This is a genomic window from Micrococcaceae bacterium Sec5.7, from assembly GCA_039636785.1.
In the GTDB taxonomy this organism is placed as follows: domain Bacteria; phylum Actinomycetota; class Actinomycetes; order Actinomycetales; family Micrococcaceae; genus Arthrobacter.
The window spans coordinates 3,442,730-3,467,501 of sequence record CP144169.1 but is presented as its reverse complement, the minus strand read 5'-3'; the positions used below and the strand labels follow the sequence as shown (position 1 = coordinate 3,467,501).

The following is a 24,772-nucleotide window of genomic DNA, read 5'->3' as shown; positions in this document are numbered from 1 at the left end:
ATTCACCGGACATGTCCTCCCCCGTTAGCCGGCGCTCAGCCCTCGGCGCTCTCGGCGTTTCGCTGGTAGCTGGATTGAGTGCCTGCGCGAGCCCGGGCACCGGACCTGCGGCGTCGGTCGGCGCCGTTCCCTCCGCTTCCGCGACGAGGCCACCCCCGTATCCCTCACCGGCGGCAGCAACGCACAGTCCGACGGCAAGCGCTTCCCCCTCGGCAATAAAAAGGATCCGGAAGAGTTTTGTCCCGGACTTCCAGCTTCCACCGATTCAGAACGGCCTCGCCCCGGTGATCACCAGGGTCCAGACGAAGCATCCGGTGGTGTTCCTGACTATCGATGACGGCATCACCAAAACGCCCGAGATGGCCGCGCTCATGACGAAGTTCGACTATCCGGCAACCATATTCCTGACCCGGAATTTTGTTCAGGGCAATCCCGGTTTCTTCAAGGAGTTCCAGGCCCAGGGGAGCCTCATTGAGAACCACACGGTCAGCCACAACGTCAACATGGTGCAGCAGTTCGGTTACGATCAGCAGCTTGCCGAAATCACCGGCATGCAGGACTACGCCCTGCAGCAGTACGGGCGCCGCCCCACCCTGTTCCGGCCACCGGGAGGTGCCTACTCAAATCTCATGTTGAAAGCTGTAGCCGACGCCGGGCTAAAGGCCGTCATCACCTGGGAAGCCAAGGCCAACGCCGGTCACATGGACTATCAGGTAGGCAGTTCCCTGCGCCCCGGCGACATTGTCCTGATGCATTTCCGCCCCGAATTCGCCGCGGATCTGGCGGCGTTCCGAAAGGCGCAGCTCGCGGCTGGTCTGGAAGTCGTGCTGCTCGAAGACTTTCTCGGTACCGTCTGACCGTAATTGTCCCCATACTGTCGCGGAAGTGCTGCGGGCCAACTACCCAGCCGGCGCCCGGGACTGGTGGATCCCGGTAACCGAGGAGCCCTGGAACACGGCGGGCGGGCAGCCTGGCGGGTCTCCCCGTGCTCCCGCAGTAAAGCGCAACGCCCCCGCACCTGACGTGCGGGGGCGTTGCCTGAAACCTGCGAAAGCGGCGGGAGGGCCGGGTTTGGCGTTTGGAAGCCCTAAACGCCCAGGGATTCCTTCAGCGCCTGCACGTGGCCCTGGGCCTTGACCTGGTACTGGGCCAGGGTGACCCTGCCCTCGGGATCCAGCACCACGGTGGAGCGCACCAGGCCGTCAACCACCTCGCCGCCCACCAGCTTCTCGCCCCAGGCGCCGTAGGCGAGGGCCACGGCGTGGTCTTCGTCGGACAGGAGCGGGAAGGTCAGCGCGAAGTCGCCGGTGAATGCGGCAATGGCCTCCGGGCCGTCGGGGGAGACTCCGAGGACCTCGTAGCCGGAGCCCTGAAGGGACGCCAGGCTGTCGCGGAAATCGCACGCTTCCGTGGTGCAGCCGGGTGTCGCGGCCTGCGGGTAGAAGTACACGATGACGTTCTTGCCGCGGTAATCGGCCAGCGCGACCTGCTTGCCGTCGGCGTCCGGAAGCGTGAAGTCCGGGGCCTGGGTTCCGGGCTGAAGCTTGGTGGTCAGTGTAGGGCTCATGGGATTCCTTCGGGAGACTCTGGTGTCAATCAAAAACAGGTCAGACAAAATGGATCAGTCAGAAACAAGTGAAGCGGGTAACCGTATAGAGGACAACATCGCCGTCATATGCTGTATTCCGCAGGCCCGCGGACAGTCGCTGACGGGCCGGGGATGAACTGGTAGCCGCCGCCGCGAACCGTGGCCACAACATGGCGGGCACCGCGCAGTTTCCGCCGCACGCGCCCCACATAAACGTCGATGGACCGGGTGGCTGCTCCGGGGCTGTCCCATGATTCCAGGAACCGCTGGAGCTCCTCCCGGCTGATGGCCCGCGAACAGTTTTCCACGAGGTACCGCAGCACCTTGAACTCGACGCCGGTCAGCGCCACGCGCTTGCCGTCCAGCAGCACTTCACCCTTGGCCAGGTCCACGGCTGCCCGGCTCGCAGGGCCGGCCGACGGCGGCAGCCGGGTGGCGCCGGCGTCGTTCGTCGGGGGAACGTCCGCCGTGGAGGCATCCCGGAGGGAGGCATCCTCTGTGGAGGCATCCTCTGTGGAGGCCGACGGCGGAACGGGAGTCCCGCCGTCGTGGTCCGTTGCGTCCGGACCGGCCCCCTCGGGGTACGTTGCAGCTCCGGCGGCAGGCCAGTGGACTTCCGCCTCCGGAGCAATCTTCAGGGCGCGCGCCAGCACCAGCTGCGCGGCGCGGGCCATCACGGCGTGGTCGATTGCCTGGCCATCCGCGGGCATGACCCAGACGGCCAGCCCCCGCGCCTTACGCCCGGCGGCCTTGGCTCCGGCGGCCTCTGCCCGGGCCGCCTTGGACTCCGGGACGGGCGCCAGATGCCGCCGATCCCGGAAACCGCGCGGGGCGTGGACACTTACGGCCATTTGTGGCGCCTCAGACCCCGCCGCGGCGGAGGAGTTTGCCGCTGGGGGTCCGGCCGTCGATCGCGGTGCCGCGCAGGAACGTTTTACGGACCACGCCGGAGAGGGCTTTGCCGTCGTACGGGGTGATGGGGTTTTTGTGCTTTAGCTTGGTCACGTCCACCACGTAGGCCTCGTCCTGGGCGAAGACGGAGAAGTCCGCGTCGTAGCCCAGGGCCAGCTGGCCCTTGTTGCCCAGCCGCGCCAAAGCGGCGGGCTTCTCGGCCATCCAGGACACCACCTGCTCCAGGGTGATGCCGCGGTGCCGGGCTTCGGTCCAGATCAGGGACAGGCCCAGCTGAAGCGAGGAGACGCCGCCCCAGGCCACGGCGAAATCGCCGTTTTCCAGGTCCTTGAGGTCCAGGGTGCTGGGGGAGTGGTCCGAGACGATGCAGTCGATGGTGCCGTCCTGCAGGCCCTTCCACAGCAGCTCCCGGTTGGAGGCCTCGCGGATGGGCGGGCAGCACTTGTAGGCCGTGGCGCCGTTGGGGATTTCCTCGGCCATCAGGGTGAGGTAGTGCGGGCAGGTCTCCACGGTGAGGTGGACGCCGTCGCGCTTGGCCGTGGCGATCATCGGCAGCGCGTCGGAGGAGGAGAGGTGCAGGATGTGGGCGCGGGCGCCCGTCCAGCGGGCGCGCTCGATCACCTCGGCGATGGCCTTGTTCTCGGCGCCGCGGGGGCGGGAGGCCAGGAAAGTGGAGTACTGGTCGCCGCCCGGATGGGGTGCGTGGTCAATGGCGTGGGAGTCCTCGGCGTGCACAATCATGAGCGAGTCGAAGGACTTGAGCTCGGCCATGTCCTCCTCCATCTCGTCCGCTTCCAGATGCGGGAACTCGTCCACGCCGGAGTGCAGGAGGAAACACTTGAAGCCGAAGACGCCTTCGTCATGCAGGCCGCGCAGCTCGGCCTTGTTGCCGGGCACGGCGCCGCCCCAGAACCCTACGTCCACAAACGCCTGGTCCTCGGCCACCTCGCGCTTGAGTTTGAGGCCCTCCACGGTGGTGGTGGGCGGGATGCTGTTCAGCGGCATGTCGATGATGGTGGTCACGCCGCCGGCCGCGGCGGCGCGGGTGGCGGAGGCGAAGCCCTCCCACTCGGTGCGGCCGGGCTCGTTGACGTGGACGTGGGTGTCCACCAGGCCGGGGATGAGGGTTTCGTCGTCGGCCAGTTCAATGATTTCGGTGCCCTGGAGAGCGTTCCCGAGCGGCTCGATGGCCACGATCACGCCGCCGCGCACGCCCACTTCACGGGCGGTGATGCCGGCGGTGGTCAGGATCCGCTGGCCACGGATGACGAGGTCATAGGTTTCTTCAGACATGGAGGTCCTCCTTGGTGTCGGCGCTGCTTGCCGGGTTGTTTCCGGACAGCAGGTTGCCCGCGAGCTGCACGCCGATGTGCTTGCCCAGCTGTTCCAGAAGCGGTCCCGCTTCAGCTATACATATATCTACATTGGCTTCCAGATCCGTCAAAGCATAGACCTGGGCGAAGCCGGCTTCCGCAAGCTGTTCCTGGCTGAGCGTGGTGCGTCCGCACACCGCGATCACCGGGACGCCCGCGTGGGACGCGGCCCGGGCCACGCCCATGGGCGTTTTGCCCAGCAGGCTCTGTTCGTCCAGGCTGCCTTCGCCGGTGATCACCAGATCGGCGCCAGCCAGCCGGTCTGCCAGTTCGGTGAATTCGAGTACGACGTCGATGCCCGGCCTGCGGGTCGCGGCCAGTACCGCGATGGCTGCGTAGCCCACGCCGCCGGCTGCTCCGGCGCCCGGAGCCTGCGCGGCGCGTTCGGCCCGGGAGCCGATCTCACCTGCGAGAACCCGGACAAAGTTGGCCAGAGCAGCATCGAGGGTTTCGACGTCCGCCGGTGACGCACCCTTCTGCGGCCCGAAGATCGTGGCTGCGCCTTCAAGGCCCAGCAGGGGGTTGTCCACATCGCTGGCCAGCACAAAGCGTGATTCCTCGAGCCGGACATCGAAGCCGGACAGGTCAATGCTGGCAAGCCGGGCCAAGGCGGCGCCGCCGGGCGGGAGTTCCCGGCCGTCGGCGTCGAGCAGCTTGGCGCCGAGCCCCTGAAGGAGTCCCGCGCCGCCGTCGGTGTTGGCGCTGCCGCCGACACCCAGGATGATCTGCCGGCAGCCGGCGTCGAGCGCTGCCCGGATCAGTTCACCGGTACCCAGGCTGGTGGCGCTCTTGGCGCTGGCGGAGTCCGGGACGCCGCTGTGTTGGCCGAGGGGAGGAAGGACGGCGAGCCCGGACGCGGCAGCCATTTCAATGACAGCCTCGCGGCCGCGGACCGCGAACTCTGCCCGGAGCGGCTGCCCGGTAGGGCCGCTGACCACGGCGCTCCGGCGGGTGAAACCGGAGCCGACGGCGGCATCCAAGGTGCCCTCGCCGCCGTCGGCCACTGGAATGCGGAGTACCTCGAGGTTGCCGCCGGCAGCTGCCTGCAGCCCTGCTTCCAGATGCCGGGCAACGTCCGGGGCGGAGAGCGAGCCCTTGAACTTGTCCGGGGCAATAACAACGCGCATGGATTAGGCCTGCAGTCCCAGGATGGCCGTGGGGGCGTCCTCGCGGGTCTCGGCCAGGTCCTCGAACTCGTTCACAGCGTTGATTTCCAGGCCCATGGAGATGTTGGTGATCTTTTCCAGGATCACTTCAACCACTACCGGAACCTGGAACTCGCCCATCATCGCCTTGGCCTTGTCGAACGCAGCACCCAGATCATTGGGGTCCTCCACGCGGATGGCCTTGCAGCCCAGGCCTTCGGCCACCTTGACGTGGTCCACGCCGTAGCCGTTGGTCTCGGGGGAGTTGATGTTGTCGAACGCCAGGGACACGTTCTGTTCCATGTTGAAGCCGCGCTGGGACTGGCGGATCAGGCCCAGGTAGGAGTTGTTCACCACCACGTGGATGTACGGCAGGTTGAACTGCGCGCCCACGGCCAGTTCCTCGATCATGAACTGGAAATCGTAGTCACCGGACAGCGCAACAACGGTCTCGTCCGGCTTGCCGCGGACCACGCCCAGGGCGGCCGGGGCGGTCCAGCCCAGGGGACCGGCCTGGCCGGCGTTGATCCATTTACGCGGGCCGAAGACGTGCAGCATCTGCGCGCCGGCGATCTGGGACAGGCCGATGGTGGACACGTAGATGGTGTCCTTGCCGAAGGAGCGGTTCATTTCCTCGTACACGCGCTGCGGCTTGATGGGGATGTTCTCGAAGTGCGTCTTGCGGTGCATGGTGCCCTTGCGCTCGGCACACTCGGCAACCCAGCCGGAGTAGTCCGGCAGGGAGCCGGCGGCCTTGCGCTCACGCGCCAGTTCCAGCAAGCCGTCCAGCGCCGCGCCGGCGTCGGAGGCGATGCCCAGGTCCGGGGAAAACACGCGGCCGATCTGGGTGGGCTCGATGTCGATGTGCACGAACTTGCGGCCGGCCGTGTAGGTGTCCAGGCCGCCGGTGTGGCGGTTGGCCCAGCGGTTGCCGATGCCGATGACGAAGTCCGAGGCCAGCATGGTCTCGTTGCCATAGCGGTGCGAGGTCTGCAGACCCACCATGCCGGCCATCAGCGGGTGGTCGTCCGCGATGGCGCCCCAGCCCATCAGGGTGGGGATGACCGGAACGTTGAGCAGTTCGGCCAGTTCAACCAGCTGCGCGGAGGCGCCGGCGTTGATGATGCCGCCGCCGGCCACGATCAGCGGGTGGGTGGCAGCGGTGAGCATGTCCAGGGCCTTTTCCAGCTGCTTGCGGCTGGCGCGGGGCTTCTCCACGGCCAGGGGCTCGTAGGTGTCGATGTCGAACTCGATCTCGGCCATCTGAACATCGATGGGCAGGTCCAGCAGCACCGGGCCGGGGCGGCCGGAGCGCATCAGCTGGAACGCCTTCTGGAAGGCGCCCGGAACCTGGCCCGGTTCCAGGACGGTCATGGCCATCTTGGTGACGGGCTTGGCGATGGACTCGATGTCCACGGCCTGGAAGTCTTCCTTGTGCAGCTTGGCCACGGGGGCCTGGCCGGTGATGCAGAGCATGGGGATGGAATCCGCCCAGGCGGCGTACAGGCCGGTGATCATGTCCGTGCCGGCGGGGCCGGAGGTGCCGATGCAGATGCCGATGTTGCCGTCCGCGGCGCGGGAGTAGCCGTCGGCCATGTGGCTGGCGCCTTCTACGTGGCGGGCCAGCGTGTGGCGGATGCCGCCGTGGGCCCTCATTGCCGAGTAGAACGGGTTGATCGCCGCGCCTGGCAGGCCGAACGCCTCGGTGGCGCCCTCCTTTTCCAGGATGGCGACTGCTGCGTCTACGGTACGCATCTTCGTCATTGTGTGCTCCTTGAAAGTCTGTTTTTTGGTGCCCGGCTGTGGCGGCTGGGGCTGAAGTTGGGTGCGTTCGGGGAAGCCGGCGTCGTAATGTACGACGCCGGCTGTTCCCTTTTGAATTCTGGTGTCGGCCCGGTGGTTGAGCCTGTCGAAACCTAGCTGCGGCCGGAAAGCTGGAGGACCTGCTTGAAGAGTCCGGAGTGGTCCAGTCCGCCGTCGCCCTGGTTGACGGTGGCGGCGACGAGCTGTGCGACGACGGCGCCGAGGGGGATGGTGACCTTGGCTTCGCGGGCAGCGGAGGTGACGATGCCCATGTCCTTGTGGTGCAGGGCCAGGCGGAAGCCGGGGTCGAAGTTGCGGTCCAGCATCTTCTGGCCCTTCTGGTCCAGGACCTTGGAGCCGGCAAGGCCGCCGCCCAGGACCTTGAGGGCTGCGTCCATGTCCACGCCGTAGGCCTCGAGGAAGGCGATTGCTTCGCCGAGGACCTGGATGTTGACGGCCACGATCAGCTGGTTGGCTGCCTTGACGGTCTGGCCGGAGCCGGACGGGCCAACGTGGACAACGGTCTTGCCGACCGCGTTGAGGATGTCCTCGGCCGCCTCGAAATCGGATGCCTCGCCGCCCACCATGATGGAGAGTACGCCGTCGATGGCGCCCTGCTCGCCGCCGGAAACCGGGGCGTCAAGGGCGCGGATGCCGGCTGCCCTGGCGTCGTCGGCCAGGCGCTTGGCTACGTCCGGGCGGATGCTGCTGGCGTCGATCCAGAGGGCGCCCTGCTTGGCGTTGGCGAAGAGGCCGTCCGGGCCGCTGACTGCGCCTTCGACGTCGGGGGAGTCCGGCACCATGGTGATGATGATGTCGGCGCCCTTGGCTGCGTCAGCGATGCTGGTGGCGCCCTGGCCGCCCTCGGCGATGAGCTTGTCGATCGCGGCCTGGTTGAGGTTGAAACCGGTGACGGTGTGGCCGGCCTTGACCAGGTTGATGGCCATGGGCAGGCCCATGATTCCGAGTCCGATGACTGCAATGTTGCTCATGTTGGTTCCTTACTGATGTCTGTTGGTTTTGGTGCGAGTGGGCTATGTAGCTGAGTGGCTTAGTTGGAGACGCGCTGGCGGATGGCCCAGGCGAAGGCGGTTGCCGCCGGTTCCTTGTATTCGAGGCCGATGTAGCCGTCGTAGCCGAGTTCGCGGCTGCGGGCGATCCATTGGCCGAGGGGAAGCTCGCCGGTTCCGGGAGCCCCGCGGCCGGGGTTGTCGGCGATCTGGATGTGGCCGAAGTCCTTGGCATGGTTTTCGATGACGGCGGCGACGTCATCCCCGTTGACTGCCAGGTGGTAGAAGTCCGCAAGGAGCTTGACGTTCTCCGCGCCGGATTCCTCCTTGACGCGGGCGATCACCCTGAGGGCGTCTGCCGCCGTGAGGAGCGGGTACTTGGGGGCGCCGCTGACGGGTTCCAGGAGGACTGTACCGCCGATGCGGGCAACGCCTGCTGCTGCCTTGGCGAGGTTCTCGGCGCCGACGGCGTCCTGTTCCTCGGCCGATGCGTCGTCCGTGCGGTTGCCGTAGAGGGCGTTGAAGGCCTTGCAGCCGAGGCGTTCGCCGATGCCCGCGACCACGTCGATGTTGTCCTGGAATTCTGTGGAGCGGGCGGGCCAGGAGACCAGGCCGCGGTCGCCGCCGGGCATGTTGCCGGCGTTGAAGTTCAGGCCGGTGAGCTGGACGCCGGCGTCGCTGATGGCGCGCTCGAACTCGTTGGTCTGAGCGTCTGTGGGGACGGAGGTGTCGAAGGGCCACCAGAATTCGACGGCGTCAAAGCCGGCAGCCTTCGCTGCGGCGGGGCGCTCCAGGAGCGGCAGTTCCGTCAGCAGGATGGAGCAGTTCACTGTGTACGTCATTGTCTAAATCCTTGCGGGTCCGGTGGTGGTGTCTTTGCTTAGCAGCCTTGGCTTCCTGAGTTATTTCGTATTGTGGAAGTTATATTCTGCTGTATGAAAAGTGTAAGGCGGGGAGGGCAGGGCCGTCAACCACTTTGTTGGTTGACGTGTGAACATGAGGTATCTGAACAGCAAGTGCTTCGACGACAAGAGCAGCAGGTTCTGAGTGGACGTAGAGGCCGCGTCAGTACTAACCGCGGAGGTACCTGTACTCCGGGTTCGACTTCAGGCCCATCTGACGGCCAAGTGGTAATGTTCGAGCACTGGAGCTCGGCGTCGGAGGAATAATTGCGTGAAGGAAAACGTCCCACGATTAACGACGTCGCGCGAGAAGCAGCTGTATCCGCGACGACGGTTTCGCACGCCCTAAATGACCGTGGCTACGTCGATTCACGGACCAAGGCGAGGGTTCAGACCGTGGCGCGAGAACTTGGCTATCGCCCAAATCTCCGAGCCCAGCGTCTTCGCGGTGGTAGTGCCCAGACAGTCGGTCTCGTTGCGTCGATGCCTGCATCGATCGCCGCCGGGCCGTCCAAACTGGGCTTCTTCATGGAAGTGGCAGCATCTGCGGCAGAAACAGCTCTAATGCGCGGGTTTGCAATGATCTTAGTGCCACCTTTGGAGACGCAACTGGAACTGGATCAGTTCGATATTGATGGTGCGATCGTTGTGGAACCGGAGGAGAATGATCCGGCTACGGCCCGGTTGAGAGCTCTTGGAGTTCCCGTGGTGAGCTTGGGCCGGCAACCGGGAGCTGAAACTGAGGTTCCGTACATTGACATGCAGTCCTATGTCACTGGAAAGCTACTACTGGACCACCTTTATGAGCAAGGGGCAAGGGCAATAGCTCTGTTCATCGGTTCGGCGAAGCGCCACTCATATCTGGACGTAGCTGAGGCCTATTCGGATTTTGTATCGCAAAACCAGCTTGAATCCCTAATAATCCGTTTGGACGAGCATGAGGGCGAGGACGGCGGATATCAGGCCGTCCTCGCCCTGCTGGAATCGCATCCCAACGTTGACGGTGTCTGTGCATTGGTGGATGCGTTCGCTGTTGGCGTGGTCCGAGGTCTTCAGGAGAGGGGCCGTAGAGTACCGGAAGACGTCAGGGTCGTCACCCGCTACAACGGCCTAAGGGCACAGACATGTCAGCCTGCTCTGACCGCCGTCAACCTGAACCTGGCTGTGGCCGCTGAGCTTGCTGTTGATCTGCTCCTGGAGCACCGAAACGGCGATCGCTCGCGACAGGTGGTGCTTGGTCCACCACCAGAGCTGGTACCGCGCGCCTCGTCCGTAAGCCTCTGAGCCCTTCATCCCTGCAACAAAACAACAACCCCTGAAACCAGCGCGAAGCTAAGTACGATGGTCCGCATGCGTTTCCCTCCGAGACGGTGGTGGACCGCAGCACTCGTCAGCGCACCGACAACGAGCGCTGGCAGGAGATACAGCGCCATCTGGAATTGCTCCGGATGGACATTGTTTGTCGCCGCGAGCAGTCCGAGTGACATGAGCTCGCCTAGCAAAAAGCAGAACGCAACAGTTGAACGGAGCACCGGCGCAGGTCGATGCTGGTAGGCCAGTACCAGGGGAGGGCCACCAATACCTGTCGCTGTCTCGGTGATTCCGGTGATGGTACCTACCGTGAGCAGCGCACTGCGGTTTGCTTTGAAGGCTGGCACGATTAGAGACACGAGCGCGGCAAGAATTGTGGATCCCCCGATGAGCAGACTCAATCCTGATGCTGGAACTGCCACTAGCACCCAGAAGCCACCAGCGGTGCCTGCTACACGACCAATCGTGATCCAGCCGGCCCCACGAAAATCGAGCGCATGACGTTCTCGCCAAACAACATATGCGTTGAGCGGCAGCATGAGAACGAGGAGCAAGACCGGAAGTAGCTGGGGTTCAAAGAGTCCGACGACTGGAGCCACGATTAGAGCGAAGCCCATTCCTGTACTGCCCTGGACCAAGGATGCGATGGCGACGGCAACGGCTACTATTACGAATACTTCCGTGCTCAAGTGGTTCCTTTGTTCGAGATCTTTGCGTTAAATCGGTGAAAGCAGGCCGGACCGGGGGTTGAGTGCTCAGCGGTGAATCAGCTGACGCCACTCGCAATGTCCATCCTGCTTCGTTGCCGGAGCATTTGATGTTCTGTAGCGGTCGGGTGCAGGCGTTTAACCGGTGCCTGTGCCATAACCCGGTGTGCGACCTCCTTGGCCTCTTGAATGAAGGCGCGAGCATCCCAATCCAGGGGCCAGCCCTCCCAGAGCCGCAACTTACCCCCGACGACAACGGCAATAATTTGGTCCCGGTTCGCATATCGGACGACTTCCCAAGTGGGGTCCCAGGACGGCTGCAGCTCAGGGACCGACCAGTCCAGGACAAGGAAGTCAGCAGCTTTGCCTGCTGAGATTTCTCCCGTGATATCCCCGAGGCCCGCGGCTTCTGCGCCACCCCGCGTGGCATGGTGAAGCCACGTCCAGCCACCTCCACAGGACGAATCACCGGTCTGAAGGCCAAAGGCCAATCGCTGGGCCAACTCGGCGATGTCCAGCAGCCTGAATGCATCACTCCTGGTTCCGTCGGTGCCGATGCCAAATCGGATCTGCCTTTCGGCAAAATGCAAAGCCGGTGCGACGGCGTTACCCTTCCATGCGCTGGCGACGGGGTTGTAGCTCACGGCACTGTCAGTCTCTTCCAGAAGGCGTAGCTCATACGGGGTCAGCAGTGTCGCATGTGCGGCCAGAGTCTGGGGGCCGAGTGCCCCGACCGAGTGCATATATTCCAGGGGCCGCATCCCACAGCGTTCGATGGATCGTTCCACTGATGCCAGATGCTCGTTGAGATGGACCTGATACACGGCATTCGCCTCTGCGGCGAGGCGGGACGTATATCGCAACACGTCTGCACTGGCCGCTTCCGGGATTGACACCGCAAGCGAGGGGTGTACCAGAGAGTCTGGACTCCAACGTCCCAGATGGCGCTCGGCAGCGCGCATGATGGTCACATGATCAATCATTGATCCGTCAGGGGCGATGTCGTTGCATATGTAGCCGAGCACACAGCGCAACCCGGCATCCTGGGTGGCAGCGGCGACGGTGGCAACATCGACGTTGGCACGCGTTCCCGCATCGCAAACGGTCGTGAAGCCGCCGCGCAAGGATTCAAGGGCGGCCAACTTCGACGCTATATAGATTGATTCATCATCCAGGTGCTGCTCTAGTGGCACCCATAACCGGCGGAAAATCTCAGAAGGTTCGCCACAGACCATCGATTTTCCGAAACTCTGAGTCAAATGGTGATGCGTGTCGACAAAGCCGGGCATCAGCAAGTGATGTCGTAAATGGACCGGCGAGAGCGTCGGGTTATCGGCGATAAGGGTGGATGCGGGACCGACCTGACGGAAGACTCCGTCCGCCACGACTACTCCGTAGTCGCGAACCGGGCCAGCCGGCAATAGAAGTAATTCCGGCAGCAGTAGCATTGCTGCGCCGCTCAGTTGATTAGGCGTTACAGGGGTATTCACAGGGTGCCTTTCGCTTGGTTCTCAACTTCCGGTGCCACTTCAATTTCAGCTGTTTTTTCTGAGACTGCTGGGCGCTTGCCCAGGTGCCGGAAGAGAATGTTCATGATTACGCCGACGAATGCGGTCATCGCCACGCCACTGCCCAGTAAAATGCGTGCGTTTGGCGGCAACTGGTCGTACATGCCTGGTACGAGTATCGGCATTAGACCCGCGGAAAGCGCGACTGCGGCGATCATCATATTGCCGTGATCGTTGAAGTCCACTCGGCGCAGCATCTGGAAGCCCATGGCGATGATGATGGAGAAAACAATGACTGCTGTGGCGCCGACAACCGGTGAGGGTATGCCCGCCATTAATCGGCCCAGGGGGGCAAGCAGGCCAATGAGGATGAGGATAATGCCTGCACCGACGGTGACGAAACGAGAGCGGACTCCGGTCGCTTTTACTATGCCAATGTTCTCACCGCTCGTGACAATAAGTGAGGTTCCGAACAGTCCACCCACAAAGGACATAAGGGCGTCGCCTCGGATGGTCTTCGGCGCGTCTCGTTCGGCGACAATTTTCTTGCCAACAACTTCGCCATTAAGTACCGTTTGCCCGGTAGCTTCGGCCATTGAGGCGATGCTGAAAATCAGCAAAGGCAGCGATGCGAGAAGATCAAACTCCGGAGGGCCAAAGGGTAGGAACTGCGGGAAGGCGACGATGCTGCCTTCTCCCAGGCCGGCAAAGTCCGCCAAGCCTGTAATAGTAGCGATGATGGTGCCCGCCAACATACCTAGCAGCACGGCCACTTGTCGCAAGTTTTTAGGCATAACGCGGTAGAAAAGCGCTATGAGACCAATTGTGGCGACCCCGAGCGCGAGGTTGTCGAGACGTCCGAAGTTAGCGGTCCCGGGCTGGCCCGTGATGAGAAACGCCGAGACCTTCACCAGATTCACTCCGATGACTACGATCATCGTTCCGATCACGACCGTAGGGAAGAACCGCAACAACCGTGTGAACAACGGCAGTATTAGGAAATAGAAGACACCGGTAAGAATCACGGCACCGGAGGCCATTTGAAGCCCGTGTTCCTGCGCAATCATCAGGAACATGATGATGGGTGCACCTCCCGGGAGCATGACGAAGGGGAGTCTCGCACCCATCTTCCAGGGTCCGAAGGACTGCAGCAGGGTGCCCAGTCCGGAGAGGATGAATGTGGCGCTGAGCAAATTGGTTGTGAGGGATTCTGACAGCCCGAGCGTCTGACTGACGAGAAAAACTGTGGACAGGGGCGTTGCGACCATGACCATGACGTGCTGCAAGCCCAACGGCACGAGCCGCCGAAGGGGTGGAACCTCGTCTACAGGGTGAAGATTCGTACGTTCCATAGTGCGTGACTTCTCTCAAGATTGGTCTGTTATCTATGGACACCTAAAAGATGTGTCAGGATGCTGGGGCCGCCGTGATCTTTGTGGAATCGGACAACCGAGTTGTCGACGGATCCGCCAGGAAAGTGCTCTTTCTAGCCCGCTCGAGAGTCGCTTGTAACTCGTCCCAAATCGTTTTGGTAGTCTATGACGTGGATCACCCCTGGTGTCAATAGGCAACCGTGAATCCCGGATGTGACTATCAGCTGGTCAGTATCCGGCGTCTTCAAAACCAGGCCGATAATCTTCTGGATTTCCGCCTGCAATGCGGGCGGTCCCTCGGGGCGAATATCGCTGGCCGACGAGCGGTTCAGGAACGTAGCAGTGTCCCGTGTATGGTTCACTCACCGGTCGGTTCACCGGGCTGGTCATCCAGGCCGTGCAAACGGCCGAAGCGGCCTCTGCCGAGTTCTCACCCTTGGGTCTGTCGGCGGGGGACCGGCTTGCGGGACAGGTTTCTGCGGTCCTTTGAGGAGCCTTCGGCGGGACCGCTGACTGCTGAACACCGGTGGGGTTGCGTTGATATTCATACCTCGGGTGGGCGACGAGCCCTGAATAATTCTCGCGCTCCGCGACCAGCTCCACCGGTCCCTGCCGGTTCTATCGCTCCGGATCTCGTTCGCCGCGGCCGGCGGCGACAGGGTCCAAATGGCTGGCATGAGGGAGATCGTTTTGGACGCCCGTGGTCCGCGAAATCATCCGCGAACACGACCCTGACCCCGACCGCCGGCCCGGTGTCCACGTCGGCTGACACCCTTCACTGCCCACGGCCGTCGGAGCCGTGGGCTACGCCGGAATCTCCGCGGCGATCAGCTACCTCAGCGCGCTTTTCTCACGTCGGTACGGCTACAGGTGATTCACCGTTCGAAGCGGTATCCCCTTCCGGGTTCGGTGATCAAGTGTGCGGGGTTGGCCGGGTCGGGTTCGAGTTTTCGCCGCAGTTGAGCCATATAGACGCGAAGGTACTGGGTTTCGCCGGCGTAGGCGCTTCCCCAGACGTGTACCAGGATTTCCTGTTGGCTGATGAGCCGGCCTGGGCTGCGGGCAAGGAGTTCCAGGATGTTCCATTCTGTGGGCGTGAGCCGGACATTCTCTGTTCCGCGGCGGACCAACCTGTTGGCGAGGTCGACAGTGAAATGTGCGGTTTCGACGGCTGGTGCTTCACGGTCTTGGCCGGAGTGGCGCGAAACAGCCCTGACGCGGGCGAGGAGTTCGTCGATCATGAACGGCTTGGTGACGTAGTCGTTGGCCCCGGCGTCGAGCGCTTCGACTTTTTCCTGTGAGGTGTGCCGGGCGGACAGGACGATGATCGGGGTCTGGGTCCAGCCCCGTAGGCCGCGGATGACGTCCATGCCGTCCATGTCCGGCAGGCCGAGATCCAGAATGATGATGTCCACGGGGCTGCGGGCCGCGGTTCTCAGGGCTGATGCCCCGTCGTCTGCGGTGAGTGCCGTGTAACCGTGCGCGCGGAAGTTGATCTGAAGTGCGCGCAGCAGCGGGCGCTCGTCATCAACGATCAGGACGGTGCTCATTGCCGGGGCTCCTTCGATCGGGAGGGCGAAGGTCCGGATGTGAAATGTTGCATGATCCTGGGCCGAGGTTCTGCGGCGGCGGCGCCAGTGGGCGCAGGAAACTCGGCCCCGGCGGACAGGGGCAGCCGGATGACCACGGTCAGGCCTCCTCCCGGGGTTTGTTCCGCGGTGAGGGTCCCTGCCATGGCTTCGGTGAACCCTTTGGCTACGGCCAGGCCGAGGCCGATGCCTGTGGAGGAGGGGTTGTCGTTGAAACGCTGGAAGGGTCTGAACATGGACATGATCTTTTCGGGGCCGACGCCCTGCCCGTGGTCGATGATGCGGAGCTCGCTGGCGGGCTGTCCGTCGATGGTGGCATCCCCTGCGCCTCCTGCCGCGCCGACGATCACGATGTCCGATGCGGGGGCGTATTTGACGGCATTTTCGGCTACGTTGGCGATGACCCGTTCCAGCATGCCCGGATCCGCGTCAATGGGAGGCATGTTGGCGGGCAGGTCGACGCGGACAAGGTCACCGGGAGTGCCCTGAAGCGCTGCGGGAAGCACATCGCGCCAGCGGACCGGTTGAAGGAGGGGGGTGACGGAGTCGCTGGTGATACGGGACATGTCCAGCAGGTTTCCCACCAGATGGTCGAGCCGGTCGGAGTAGTTTTCAATGGTTGCCAGCAGTTCCTGCCGATCCGCCGAACTGAACCGTACCTGCCGTTGTCGAAGGCTGCTCACGGCGAGTTTGATGCCTGCCAGCGGCGTGCGCAGGTCGTGGGAGACCGCGCGGAGAATCGACGTGCGCATCTTGTTGCCTTCGACCAGGCGGAGGTTGTCGCGGTTGCTGGTGACCAGCTGCTGCCGGGCCTGGATCGCGGTCACTTGGGCGCCGAAGGCCGCGAGGAGGCGGCGGTCGGCGGCCGATAGCGTCCGGCCCGACAGCGCCAGGGCCGTGTCGGCATCGATGTCTTCAACGCTCTCCGCCTCGGAAGGAGATGACGGCAGAGGCAGGCCTGCTCCTGCGGCGAGCCGCCATGGGGCGGGTGTGCTGGTCCCGGGACCGGTGCTCCCTTGCGTGATACGCTCCTCGTCGCTGGCCCGGGTGAACAGGGCCGCGCTCTGGACCTGGAAGACCTCTCTGGCCTGTTCGAGGAGGGGTTGGAGCGACTCCTCCGAGGCAATTGCGATCCGGGTCAGTTCGCTCAGGGTGGTGGCCTCGGCCCGGGCGCGCGCGGCCTCCTTGGCCCGCCGGGCGGATACGTCCACGATCACCGCAACCACGGCCGAAACAGTAGTGAAGACGATGAGCGACACAACGGTGTCCGGGTCATGAATGATGAGCGTTCCTGTGGGTTCGGTCATGAAGTAGTTCAGCAGCAGGCTGGACCACAGGGCCGCCACTATCGCCGGCGTGAGCCCGCCGATCAGCGCCACCGCAACGGCCCCGGTGAGCTGGAGCAGAGCCCCGGTGGTCAGGCTCAGCCCCGGCTGCATGTTCAACACCAGCTGCAGCAGAGCCGGCAGCAGGCCCGCGAGCAGCAGGCCGAGGACGATTCTGCGCCTGCTCAGATCACGGTGACGGGCCGTCCCTGTGCTGCGGGTGCTCGCGGAATGGGAAACCATGTGCACGTCGATGTCGCCGGAGCCGCGGACCACTTTTGACCCGACCCCGGTGATGATCCTGCCCAGGCCGTGGCGGCGGGAGACTCCCAGCACGATCTGGGTGGCGTTGACGCTGCGGGCGAACTCCAGCAGTGACTCGGCCGGGTCATCTCCGGCGACGACATGGTAGCTGCCGCCAAGGTCCGTAATGAGTCTCTTTTGCGCCTCCAGCGCCACAGGGGATTCTTCAAGTACTCCGTGGGAGGGGCGCACGTGCAGTGCCAACAGGTCACCGCCGCTGACACGGGTGAGGATGCGGGCGGCCCGGCGGATGAGCAGTTCGCCTTCAGGGCCGCCAGTGAGCCCGACGATTACCCTTTCCCGGGCCGGCCAGCTGGTGCTTATGCCCTGTGCGGCACGGTACCGGGACAATCCCTCGTCGACCCGGTCGGCGAGCCAGAGCAGGGCCAGTTCCCGAAGGGCCGTGAGGTTTCCCACGCGGAAGTAATTCGCCAGAGCGGCATCGATCTTGTCGTGTGCGTACACTTTTCCTGCGCCCAGGCGCTGGCGCAGGAGTTCAGGCGTGATGTCGACCAGTTCAATCTGATCGGCCCGCCGCACCACCTCATCCGGGACGGTTTCAGCCTGCTCGACTTCGGTGATGGCGCTGACGACGTCCCCGAGGGAGGCCAGATGCTGGATGTCGACGGTGGAGAGGACATGGATTCCGGCCGCGAGCAGCTCCTCGATGTCCTGCCACCGCTTCAGGTTACGGCTGCCCGGGACATTGGAATGGGCGAATTCATCGACCACCGCGGTTGCCGGTCGGCGGCTCAGGACGGCGTCAATGTCCATCTCCTCCACGTCCGATCCACGGTGGCTGAGGATCTTCGGAGGGATAATCGCCAAGCCGGCCAGCAGGGCCCTGGTCTCAGGCCGGCCATGGTGCATGGCGAAGCCGACAACGACGTCTTCGCCCACGGAAAGCAGCCGGTGCGCTTCTTCAAGCATGTCGAAGGTCTTTCCGACTCCGGGGGCGGCCCCCAGAAAAATCCGCAATGTTCCGCGTCCCATGTGCTGATCCTTTCAGGGTTCGGCGTGGGGGGCTAACTTTTCGCGGCGGCCACGTCCAGGTTCAGGGTAGTCACGTGAACGCAGACCGGGCCGGCTAGGCGGGACCGGTTTCCCGGTACACCACAACATGGCGTTCCGTGAGCGCCAGCCGACCCCGGCTGAGACGGGCTGGCCGGTAAGAATGTCCGAAGGGATCGTCGACAACCGCGTCCGACAAGTCTTTTTCTTTGAGCAGCAGGGCACTGACTTCGAGGAGGCTTTCCACATGGTAGTCCCGGCGGCCCAGATGCAGGACCCAGGTACCCGGGCCACCCGCCGTCGCTGCGAGCACCTCGAAGAGCGAGTCCAGGAAGCCGGCGTCGGTGGCCGGCATCGCCCTTACGAGTGGATAGTTTCGGGGCTGTTCCCGCTGGGCGTCGTTCCAGGCACGTCGAAGCCAGACCAGATCCGCTGCCCCCAGGGTGGGTCCAAGCATGATCCTTCCGCGCTCATCAGCCAGCAGCGGGTAGTTATTGCCGCGCCGGTCAACGATGCACTCCGCCTGTCCGGAGTATTCGAAGCTCCGGGCCGCCGAAGTGGCCGAAGGCGCGTACTCGAACGTCCCGCCGTCCACCGTGACGAAATCGAGGTCCACTCCGGGGCGCCGGCCGGCACCAGCATTATCCGAATCCGGCAACCCTGCTGCCGTCGGTACCATCGACGTGATCCAATGCATCATCCACATGCGATTCCCTTTTCCGGTCGCAGACCACGGAGCGCTCTGCCCCTTCACTGTGGTGGTAGCCCTTCTGGCCACACCATGAGTAGACGCCGCAAACGGCGCCGGGAACGGCTTCTTAACGCAACCCTTACGGGCCGGGCGCCGATCTTAACGGGATCCTGACGGGGACAGACGGAAGACCCTTTCATGGAGCGGCGGAAGCGGGTGTCCATCGTCAGCCAACGTGGACCCAGGGGCGTCTCGTGACGTCAGGTTCGGCTTCGCGCAGCACTTCGCGGGTGACGGGGGCGATTTCGCCTTCGCCCAGGAACAGGAAACGCAGGAGATTGACTACCGGGTTTCCCTCCGTCCAGCGGAAGTAGATGTGCGGCATCAGCCCCGTCACGTCACGGATGTGCAGGAGCACCGAAGCGATGGTGTTCGGCACGACCGGGCCGTGGACTTCCAGGATCTGGTATCCGTGGCGGATCACGCCGCGTACTTCGAGTTCTGTTTCGAAGTCGGAGGAATCGTCCACGATCACTTCCAGGAACAGCGCCTGGTAGTCGATGGGCAGGTGGCTGACTTCGATCGCGGACGTGAGCTTGTCCCGGTACGCTTCGGCGGTCAGCCGAAGGGGCTCGTGGGAGATGATCCCGATGGGCCCGGTGAGGTTGGAGGACATGAATTCCAGCGCCTGCCGGTCCAGGTGGACGCGGGTGGCGTGCAGTTCGAAGGAGCGCCGGACCCGGGAAAGCAGCGAGATCACGATGATGCCCAGAATGAACACCGCGGCGATCCGGATGCCTTCAGGACGCTCGAAGATGTTGGCGATCGTCGTGTAGATGAACACCACCGCGATTGTGCCGAATCCCACGGTGCGTTTGCGTTGTTTCCGGCGGCGGGCCGAAAGCGTCACGGCCACCGCGGCCGACGTCATCAGCACGAGGACGCCGGTGGCGTAGGCGCCGCCCTGGGCGTCGACGTCGGCGTTGAAGAGGTAGGTGATCAGAAACCCGATCAGGGTGAACACGAGCACCAGGGGACGGACGGCCTTGGCCCATCCCGGGGCCATGCCGTACCTGGGCAGGTACCTGGGGACCAGGTTCAGCAGCCCGGCCATGGCGGAGGCGCCGGCGAACCACAGGATGGCGATGGTGCTGATGTCATACACCGAGCCGAACCCGACCCCCAGGTACTCGTGGGCGAGGAAGGCCAGGGCACGGCCGTTGGCCTGGCCGCCGGGCTGGAATTCCTGCTCCGGGATCAGGACGACGGTGATGAAGCTGGTGGTGATCAGGAAGGCACTCATGATGACGGCGGCCGTGGTCAGCAGCCTGCGGGCGCCCCTGATCCGGCCTGCCGGATTGTCCTCGGTGTCGTCTTCGTCACCTTGGATCTGGGGCATGACGGCTACGCCGGTCTCGAACCCGGACAGGCCCAGCGCCAGTTTGGGGAAGACCAGCAAGGCGATGCCGATCACCATGAACGGGTTCCCGTGCGAAGTGGACAGAGCCTGCCACCAGTCACCCACGGCAACAGGCTGGGTGAATACCTCGAAGAGCGTCACGGCCACCACCACGACGTTCAGGCCCAGATAAAGTGCAACCAGGACGACGGCAACACCGATGGCTTCCTTGAACCCCCGAAGGAACACCGCGGCCAGCAGCGCAAGCAGGATGAGCGTGACGAGCACGTTCTGCCCCTGCAGCCAGCCGGGGGCGATCGGGTTCTGGATCACATGCGCGGTGGCGTCCGCGGCCGACAGCGTCATGGTGATCATGAAGTCCGTCGCGGCGAAGCCCAACAGGACCAGGACGAAGAGCTTGCCGCCCCAGCGCGGCAGCAGCCGCTCGAGCATGGCGATCGACCCCTCGCCGCGGTGGCTTTCCCCGGCAACCCGGCGGTAGACGGGCAGGGCGCCGAGCAGCGTGACGGCCACCAGCACCAGTGTGGCCAGCGGGGAGATCACCCCGGCCGCCAGGGCGGCAATCGCCGGCTGATAGCCCAGGGTGGAGAAGTAGTCCACGCCGGTCAGGCACATGACCCGCCACCAGGAGTGCTTCCTCTGGTGCGACGCCAGCACTCCGCCCGGACCCTGATGGGAGCCCTTGCTGTCCTGCAGCCCGAACAGCAGCCAGCTCTTCAGAGCCGCCTTGCCCCCGGGCTTCGGTGCCGACGGGTCTGCCGGCGGCCTGCTCAACGTAGTCATCAATGCCTTTCCGCGCGGCGCACCGCACCGCGATCAACGCCGAACATAGCACTGTGCCTCAGTCGCCGGACCGGATTAAGGGCGATCTTGACGAATCCTTAACGCCCGCTGTGTTCCTCGACACATCAGTGGCGCCCATAGTCGCGGCTGAGACTTCCCTGATGTGGCCGGTGGCTCATGTTTGAGGGGACATGGGTGGGGGCGGCCAACCGATTGTCGGTGACCGCCCCCGAGCCGTGAATGGCTAGCCGTCGGAATCCCTGGGCGCGGGTTGCCCGCTCCCGGTGACGGCGGGTTGGCCGCCGGAACCGATGACGTTGTGTTTAGGTTCGGGCATCTGGGAACCGGCACCGTGCACTGACTGCCAGATGGCCCTGTTGTAGAGCTGCTCATCAATCTTGTCTTCTGTGCCGGTGTCCTGCGTCGCTACCTTTGCGGCCAGTGGGGCATTGGCCGCATTGACGGTTGTCATGTCGTAGCTTGGCTTGAGCGCGGAGTACGGCGCGTTGTCGGGATTGGCCGTGAAGGACGCGCTCATCGGGGTGGCGAACGCGTCGAACTGGGTCAGCGGCGCGATGCCAGCGATCAGGCCGACGGTTCGCACCATCGAGGCGGTGCTGTAAAAGGTTGAGTCGACCTTCCCGGTCTGCGTGTACGGGCTGATGGCCAGCGCCAGCGTGCGGTGTGCATCCACGTGGTCCGAGCCGTTCTGGGCGTCATCCTCGGTGACGAAGATGGCGGTGTCCTTCCATACGGATGAGTGGGAGACCGTGTCCACGAGCTTGCCGAGCGCGAGATCGTTGTCAGCGACGTAGGCCTTCGGCGTCGGGGCACCCGTCCGGGTGGCCTGCGTGTGGTCACTGGGTAGCCGGACAAACTGGACCGCGGGCACAGTTCCGGCCGATTCCTGGGACTTGAAATCGTTGGTCCATTCATCCACACGCGGGGTCCCGCAAGTGGCGTTCAGCGGTGTGAACGTTCCGGCGGTGTCTGGGCAGTTCATGTCGAAGCCGCGGTAATTGTGGTCTGTTTGGGCGTTCAGGACCGGGTCGGCGGCGTTGAACGTGCCGGCATTGTTGGCGACGTAGAAGCCGTAGTTGCGGAAGCTGACGCCTGCCTTGGCGAGCCGCTGCCAGACGTACGTGTTGTCCGGCTGCTGCGCTGCGATTTCCGGGGCATTGCCCTCGCTGGGGTACGGTGCCTTCCGGCCGGAGTAGTTGGCCGGCCACATCTGCTCGGCGTACGGGTTCGAGTTGGCCGAGGCTACCCAGTTCCATCCGTTGGCGCTGACTTCCGCGTCGGCGTAGAAGTTGTCAATCGTGGTGAACTTTTTAGACAGGGCCCGGAAGTTCGGGGCGGACTCGTCGCCGAAGAGATTCAGCGACGGATCGCCGTTGCCCTTGCCCAGACTGCCAAGCACCTGGTCGTAAGTGCGGTTTTCCCTGACCACGTAGATCACGTGTTTGATGGGGCTCTGCTGACCGGGCTGGCGGGGGATCACGTTGCCCCCGGCGTTCTCCGGCCGGTTGTTGTTTTTGACCTGTTCGGTGGTTTTCTGCAGCTGCCCGCCCTCAGGGACGTCAAAACTGCTCAGCGTGCCAACGATCATGGACCCGCTGTACTGGTTCTCCGCGGTGCCGGCAGCCGACTCCGGGTTCGGATGGGAGGGGCCGTTGTTCGGCCCCGCTCCCAGTCCCTTGGCGTTGGTGACATGCAGTTTCCCGCCGGCCAAGGCAAGTGAGGTGGGGTACCAGCCGACGGGTACCACGCCGGAGACGGCCTTGCGGGCCAGATCGACGACGGCGACGTCGTTGTTACCGGAGTTGCTGACGAAGAGGCGATGTCCGGTCTCGTCCAATGCCAGCCCGGTGGGGTTTGTTCCGATCGGTGCGCCATCTTCGGGTGCGAGACTGATGCTGGCGGTTGTGCCCGAGGCGGTGTCGACCACGGAGACTGTGTCATCGTCGCCATTGGCGACGTAGAGGTTCCTTCCGTCCTTGGAGAGGACGGACTTGTTGGGGTGCAGGCCCGCTCCGAGCGTGCGCGATGTCTTCGGCTCAGCTCCGGTGATGTCCACCGCGGAGAGGTCGGAGGCGCCCTGGTTGGTGACGTAGGCCGTTGTCCCGTCCGGGGAGACCGTGACGGAGAGCGGACGGTGCCCGGCCGGCGTTGTCGCAACATGGCCCGTGGCGAGGTCGACGACGGACACGGCGTCGGCCAGCTGGTCCGCGACCACCAGGCGCTTGCCGTCGGGAGTAAGTGCCAAGCCGGCCGGGAAGAGGTTCAGGGCTTTGCCGGCAGGTGTTTTAGTGGGCAACTGGATGGGCGTGCCCTCGGCCAGTTTGCCGCCGGAGTAGTCGTAGGTGCGGATTTTGGAATTCGCGGCGGCGCTGGCGTAGAGCTTAGTGCCGTCCGGGCTCCATGCCAGGCCCATGTAGAGGGACTCCGGGGACTTGTAGGTGATGGTCTGGTCCACCTCGTGGTCGGCCAGATCGACGAGTTGCAGGGACTGGGTTCCTTGTCCGTTGTTGGTCACGGCGAGTCTGTGTCCGTCGGGGGAGATGGCGGAGTTCAGCGGCAGGTCCCCGAGCGTGGTTTGCCGCCCGGCCGGTGTGACGCGCATGCCCACGGGCGTGACTGCCGTGCCGTCTTCATGAGGGCCGGCGAAATTGGAAACCGCCGCAATGGCTGCCCCTCCGATGAGGACGCAAGACAATGTTCCGACCAGGACCGGGACTGTTTTGTTTTTCATGGGTCCAAGGCTAGGAAACCCGGAAAACGGTTGCCCGACTCGAAGGGAACCGTCCGCCGAATGGCCGATGAACGACTGGCGCGACGCCGCCTGATCGGTTCCGTTTGCCGGTCGGGCTGCCGGCAGCTGTGGAACAGCTGAACTGTCATCGAGCCAGGAAGCCAAGCAGTAGTCCGGCATTTCGGCACCTTCGGGCCACTCCAATCTGCCTTCGTTACTCGTCTGTCCCAAATGGGATTCCGTGGGGGTGCTGGGACGCGGCCGTGACCGGATCGAGGTCGGCCAGGGCGAGGGGGCGCGCCGGATTCTGTGGAAGCGGGAAGCTGCTGGTCGCATGCAGCGTGGAGTCCACGTGCAGGAGTTCGCCGGGCTCCATCAGGCGCCAATCCGGTTTGGTATCCATTGGTTCGCTGGCCACGAGTACATACGGTGTGGTCACGCGGTCCTCGCTGCGGGCGTTGATCCGGCGGCTGCGGGCCTCAATGTGCCCCTTGCCTTTCAGGTCTTTCGGGTGTCGTTCCAGGACGTAGAGTTCATGGGTTTCCGGGTAGCGCACGGCCCAAAGGTCGGTGGCTGTGGTGATGATCAGGTTCAGGCTGTAGACGGGCAGCGCCTCCGCGGTCCACCGGAGCGCCCGGGCAATGCCTTCTCCTACGTCGCCGGCGGCCAGCCGGGTTTCGGCGGTGATGAGGGCGAAGAGCCGCTCGCTGTCGGTCTGTCCTTGGACCAGTTCCTCCACTCCGAGCTCGGCCAGGCGTGCGTCGAGCTTCTCCAGTTGCTCGAAGGCTCCGTTGTGCGCGAACAGCCGCCCGTCCTGTTCGAAAGGGTGGGTGTTGACCATCGTGTGGGACCCGGTGCTTGCGTAGCGTACGTGGGCCAGGAAGGTGGTGCTTTCCAGACGGCGCGCTTCCCGTGCGAAGTCCCGGTCTTCCCATGCGGCGATCGGTTGTTTCGACACCTCAGGGCTTCCGTCCGGTGTGAAGACTCCGATCCCTGTGCCGTCGGGTTCGCGGCGGCTCTGCAGGGACAGGCTGTTTGGGGCATTCAGCAGCCAGAACGTGGCCTTTATGGGGGTGTTACCGGCGTGCAGGCCGAACAGACGGCACATGCGGCCTCCAATACGGTGGGGTCAGGCTCAGCCGGGCGTTGCACCCGGCCGGTGGCCGGTTTGCAGGTCCTCCAGGAAGCTGGCCGCCGGGTTGTGCCGCCGCCACTACCTAGAGGTAGCTCTTGACACTCGCTCGGAGGACTTCGCTGTGCTCGTAG

General features: G+C 64.1%; 18 protein-coding genes. 2 read left to right on the top strand and 16 right to left on the bottom strand.

Going from position 1 to position 24,772, the window contains the following annotated elements; translation table 11 throughout:
- The first annotated feature begins 284 nt into the window (after positions 1–284).
- Entirely contained in the window at positions 285–857 is a 573-nt protein-coding gene (locus tag V3C33_16575) for a polysaccharide deacetylase family protein (protein XAS67055.1), read from the top strand.
- Positions 858–1,087: 230 nt separating this feature from the next.
- Here the strand turns inward: V3C33_16575 and bcp are convergent, their stop codons facing one another.
- The 7 genes from bcp to V3C33_16540 all read right to left on the bottom strand — a co-directional run bounded on the left by bcp (position 1,088) and on the right by V3C33_16540 (position 8,673).
- A complete protein-coding gene (gene bcp, locus V3C33_16570) occupies positions 1,088–1,567 on the bottom strand; it encodes a thioredoxin-dependent thiol peroxidase (protein ID XAS67054.1) in 480 nt (159 codons plus the stop codon).
- Positions 1,568–1,671: 104 nt separating this feature from the next.
- Positions 1,672–2,439: a winged helix-turn-helix domain-containing protein gene (locus tag V3C33_16565; protein ID XAS67053.1), complete on the bottom strand. Its 768-nt coding sequence runs from the start codon at positions 2,437–2,439 to the stop codon at positions 1,672–1,674.
- A gap of 10 nt (positions 2,440–2,449) precedes the next feature.
- Positions 2,450–3,793, bottom strand: coding sequence for an allantoinase AllB (gene allB / locus V3C33_16560; GenBank protein XAS67052.1), 1,344 nt, complete (start codon positions 3,791–3,793; stop codon positions 2,450–2,452).
- Complete coding sequence (locus V3C33_16555) at positions 3,786–5,000, bottom strand: glycerate kinase (GenBank protein ID XAS67051.1); 1,215 nt, start codon at positions 4,998–5,000, stop codon at positions 3,786–3,788. The genes allB and V3C33_16555 overlap by 8 nt, the downstream gene beginning before the upstream one ends.
- 3 nt (positions 5,001–5,003) lie before the next feature.
- Entirely contained in the window at positions 5,004–6,782 is a 1,779-nt protein-coding gene (gcl, locus tag V3C33_16550; protein XAS67050.1) for a glyoxylate carboligase, read from the bottom strand.
- A gap of 152 nt (positions 6,783–6,934) precedes the next feature.
- Positions 6,935–7,813 (bottom strand): 2-hydroxy-3-oxopropionate reductase, encoded by an 879-nt coding sequence (locus V3C33_16545; protein ID XAS67049.1) that lies wholly within the window; start codon positions 7,811–7,813, stop codon positions 6,935–6,937.
- Positions 7,814–7,872: 59 nt separating this feature from the next.
- Positions 7,873–8,673 carry a TIM barrel protein gene (locus tag V3C33_16540; GenBank protein XAS67048.1) on the bottom strand — a complete coding sequence of 267 codons (801 nt, stop codon included), beginning with the start codon at positions 8,671–8,673 and terminating at the stop codon, positions 7,873–7,875.
- Between the two features lie 543 nt (positions 8,674–9,216).
- Between V3C33_16540 and V3C33_16535 the strand changes: the two genes are divergently transcribed.
- On the top strand, positions 9,217–10,017 hold the full coding sequence (locus V3C33_16535) for a substrate-binding domain-containing protein (protein XAS67047.1): 801 nt from the start codon (positions 9,217–9,219) through the stop codon (positions 10,015–10,017).
- Between the two features lie 5 nt (positions 10,018–10,022).
- On the opposite strand, the gene V3C33_16530 is transcribed toward V3C33_16535, so the two are convergent.
- From V3C33_16530 to V3C33_16490, 9 genes are all read right to left on the bottom strand, one after another.
- Positions 10,023–10,733 carry a sulfite exporter TauE/SafE family protein gene (locus V3C33_16530; GenBank protein ID XAS67046.1) on the bottom strand — a complete coding sequence of 237 codons (711 nt, stop codon included), beginning with the start codon at positions 10,731–10,733 and terminating at the stop codon, positions 10,023–10,025.
- A gap of 77 nt (positions 10,734–10,810) precedes the next feature.
- The gene (locus tag V3C33_16525) at positions 10,811–12,241 is read right to left on the bottom strand and encodes an amidohydrolase family protein (GenBank protein ID XAS67045.1); all 1,431 of its coding nucleotides are present in this window, start codon (positions 12,239–12,241) and stop codon (positions 10,811–10,813) included.
- Entirely contained in the window at positions 12,238–13,611 is a 1,374-nt protein-coding gene (locus tag V3C33_16520; protein XAS67044.1) for a uracil-xanthine permease family protein, read from the bottom strand. The genes V3C33_16525 and V3C33_16520 overlap by 4 nt, the downstream gene beginning before the upstream one ends.
- Before the next feature lie 896 nt (positions 13,612–14,507).
- Positions 14,508–15,182 (bottom strand): response regulator, encoded by a 675-nt coding sequence (locus V3C33_16515; GenBank protein XAS67043.1) that lies wholly within the window; start codon positions 15,180–15,182, stop codon positions 14,508–14,510.
- Positions 15,179–17,842 (bottom strand): ATP-binding protein, encoded by a 2,664-nt coding sequence (locus tag V3C33_16510; GenBank protein ID XAS67042.1) that lies wholly within the window; start codon positions 17,840–17,842, stop codon positions 15,179–15,181. The genes V3C33_16515 and V3C33_16510 overlap by 4 nt, the downstream gene beginning before the upstream one ends.
- Positions 17,843–17,936: 94 nt before the next feature.
- Positions 17,937–18,566, bottom strand: coding sequence for a hypothetical protein (locus tag V3C33_16505; protein XAS67041.1), 630 nt, complete (start codon positions 18,564–18,566; stop codon positions 17,937–17,939).
- 211 nt (positions 18,567–18,777) lie between these two features.
- Positions 18,778–20,754 carry an amino acid transporter gene (locus tag V3C33_16500; GenBank protein XAS67040.1) on the bottom strand — a complete coding sequence of 659 codons (1,977 nt, stop codon included), beginning with the start codon at positions 20,752–20,754 and terminating at the stop codon, positions 18,778–18,780.
- Between the two features lie 244 nt (positions 20,755–20,998).
- Complete coding sequence (locus tag V3C33_16495) at positions 20,999–23,506, bottom strand: bifunctional YncE family protein/alkaline phosphatase family protein (protein XAS67039.1); 2,508 nt, start codon at positions 23,504–23,506, stop codon at positions 20,999–21,001.
- 214 nt (positions 23,507–23,720) lie between these two features.
- The gene (locus V3C33_16490) at positions 23,721–24,614 is read right to left on the bottom strand and encodes a class II glutamine amidotransferase (GenBank protein ID XAS67038.1); all 894 of its coding nucleotides are present in this window, start codon (positions 24,612–24,614) and stop codon (positions 23,721–23,723) included.
- Between the last annotated feature and the right edge of the window lie 158 nt (positions 24,615–24,772).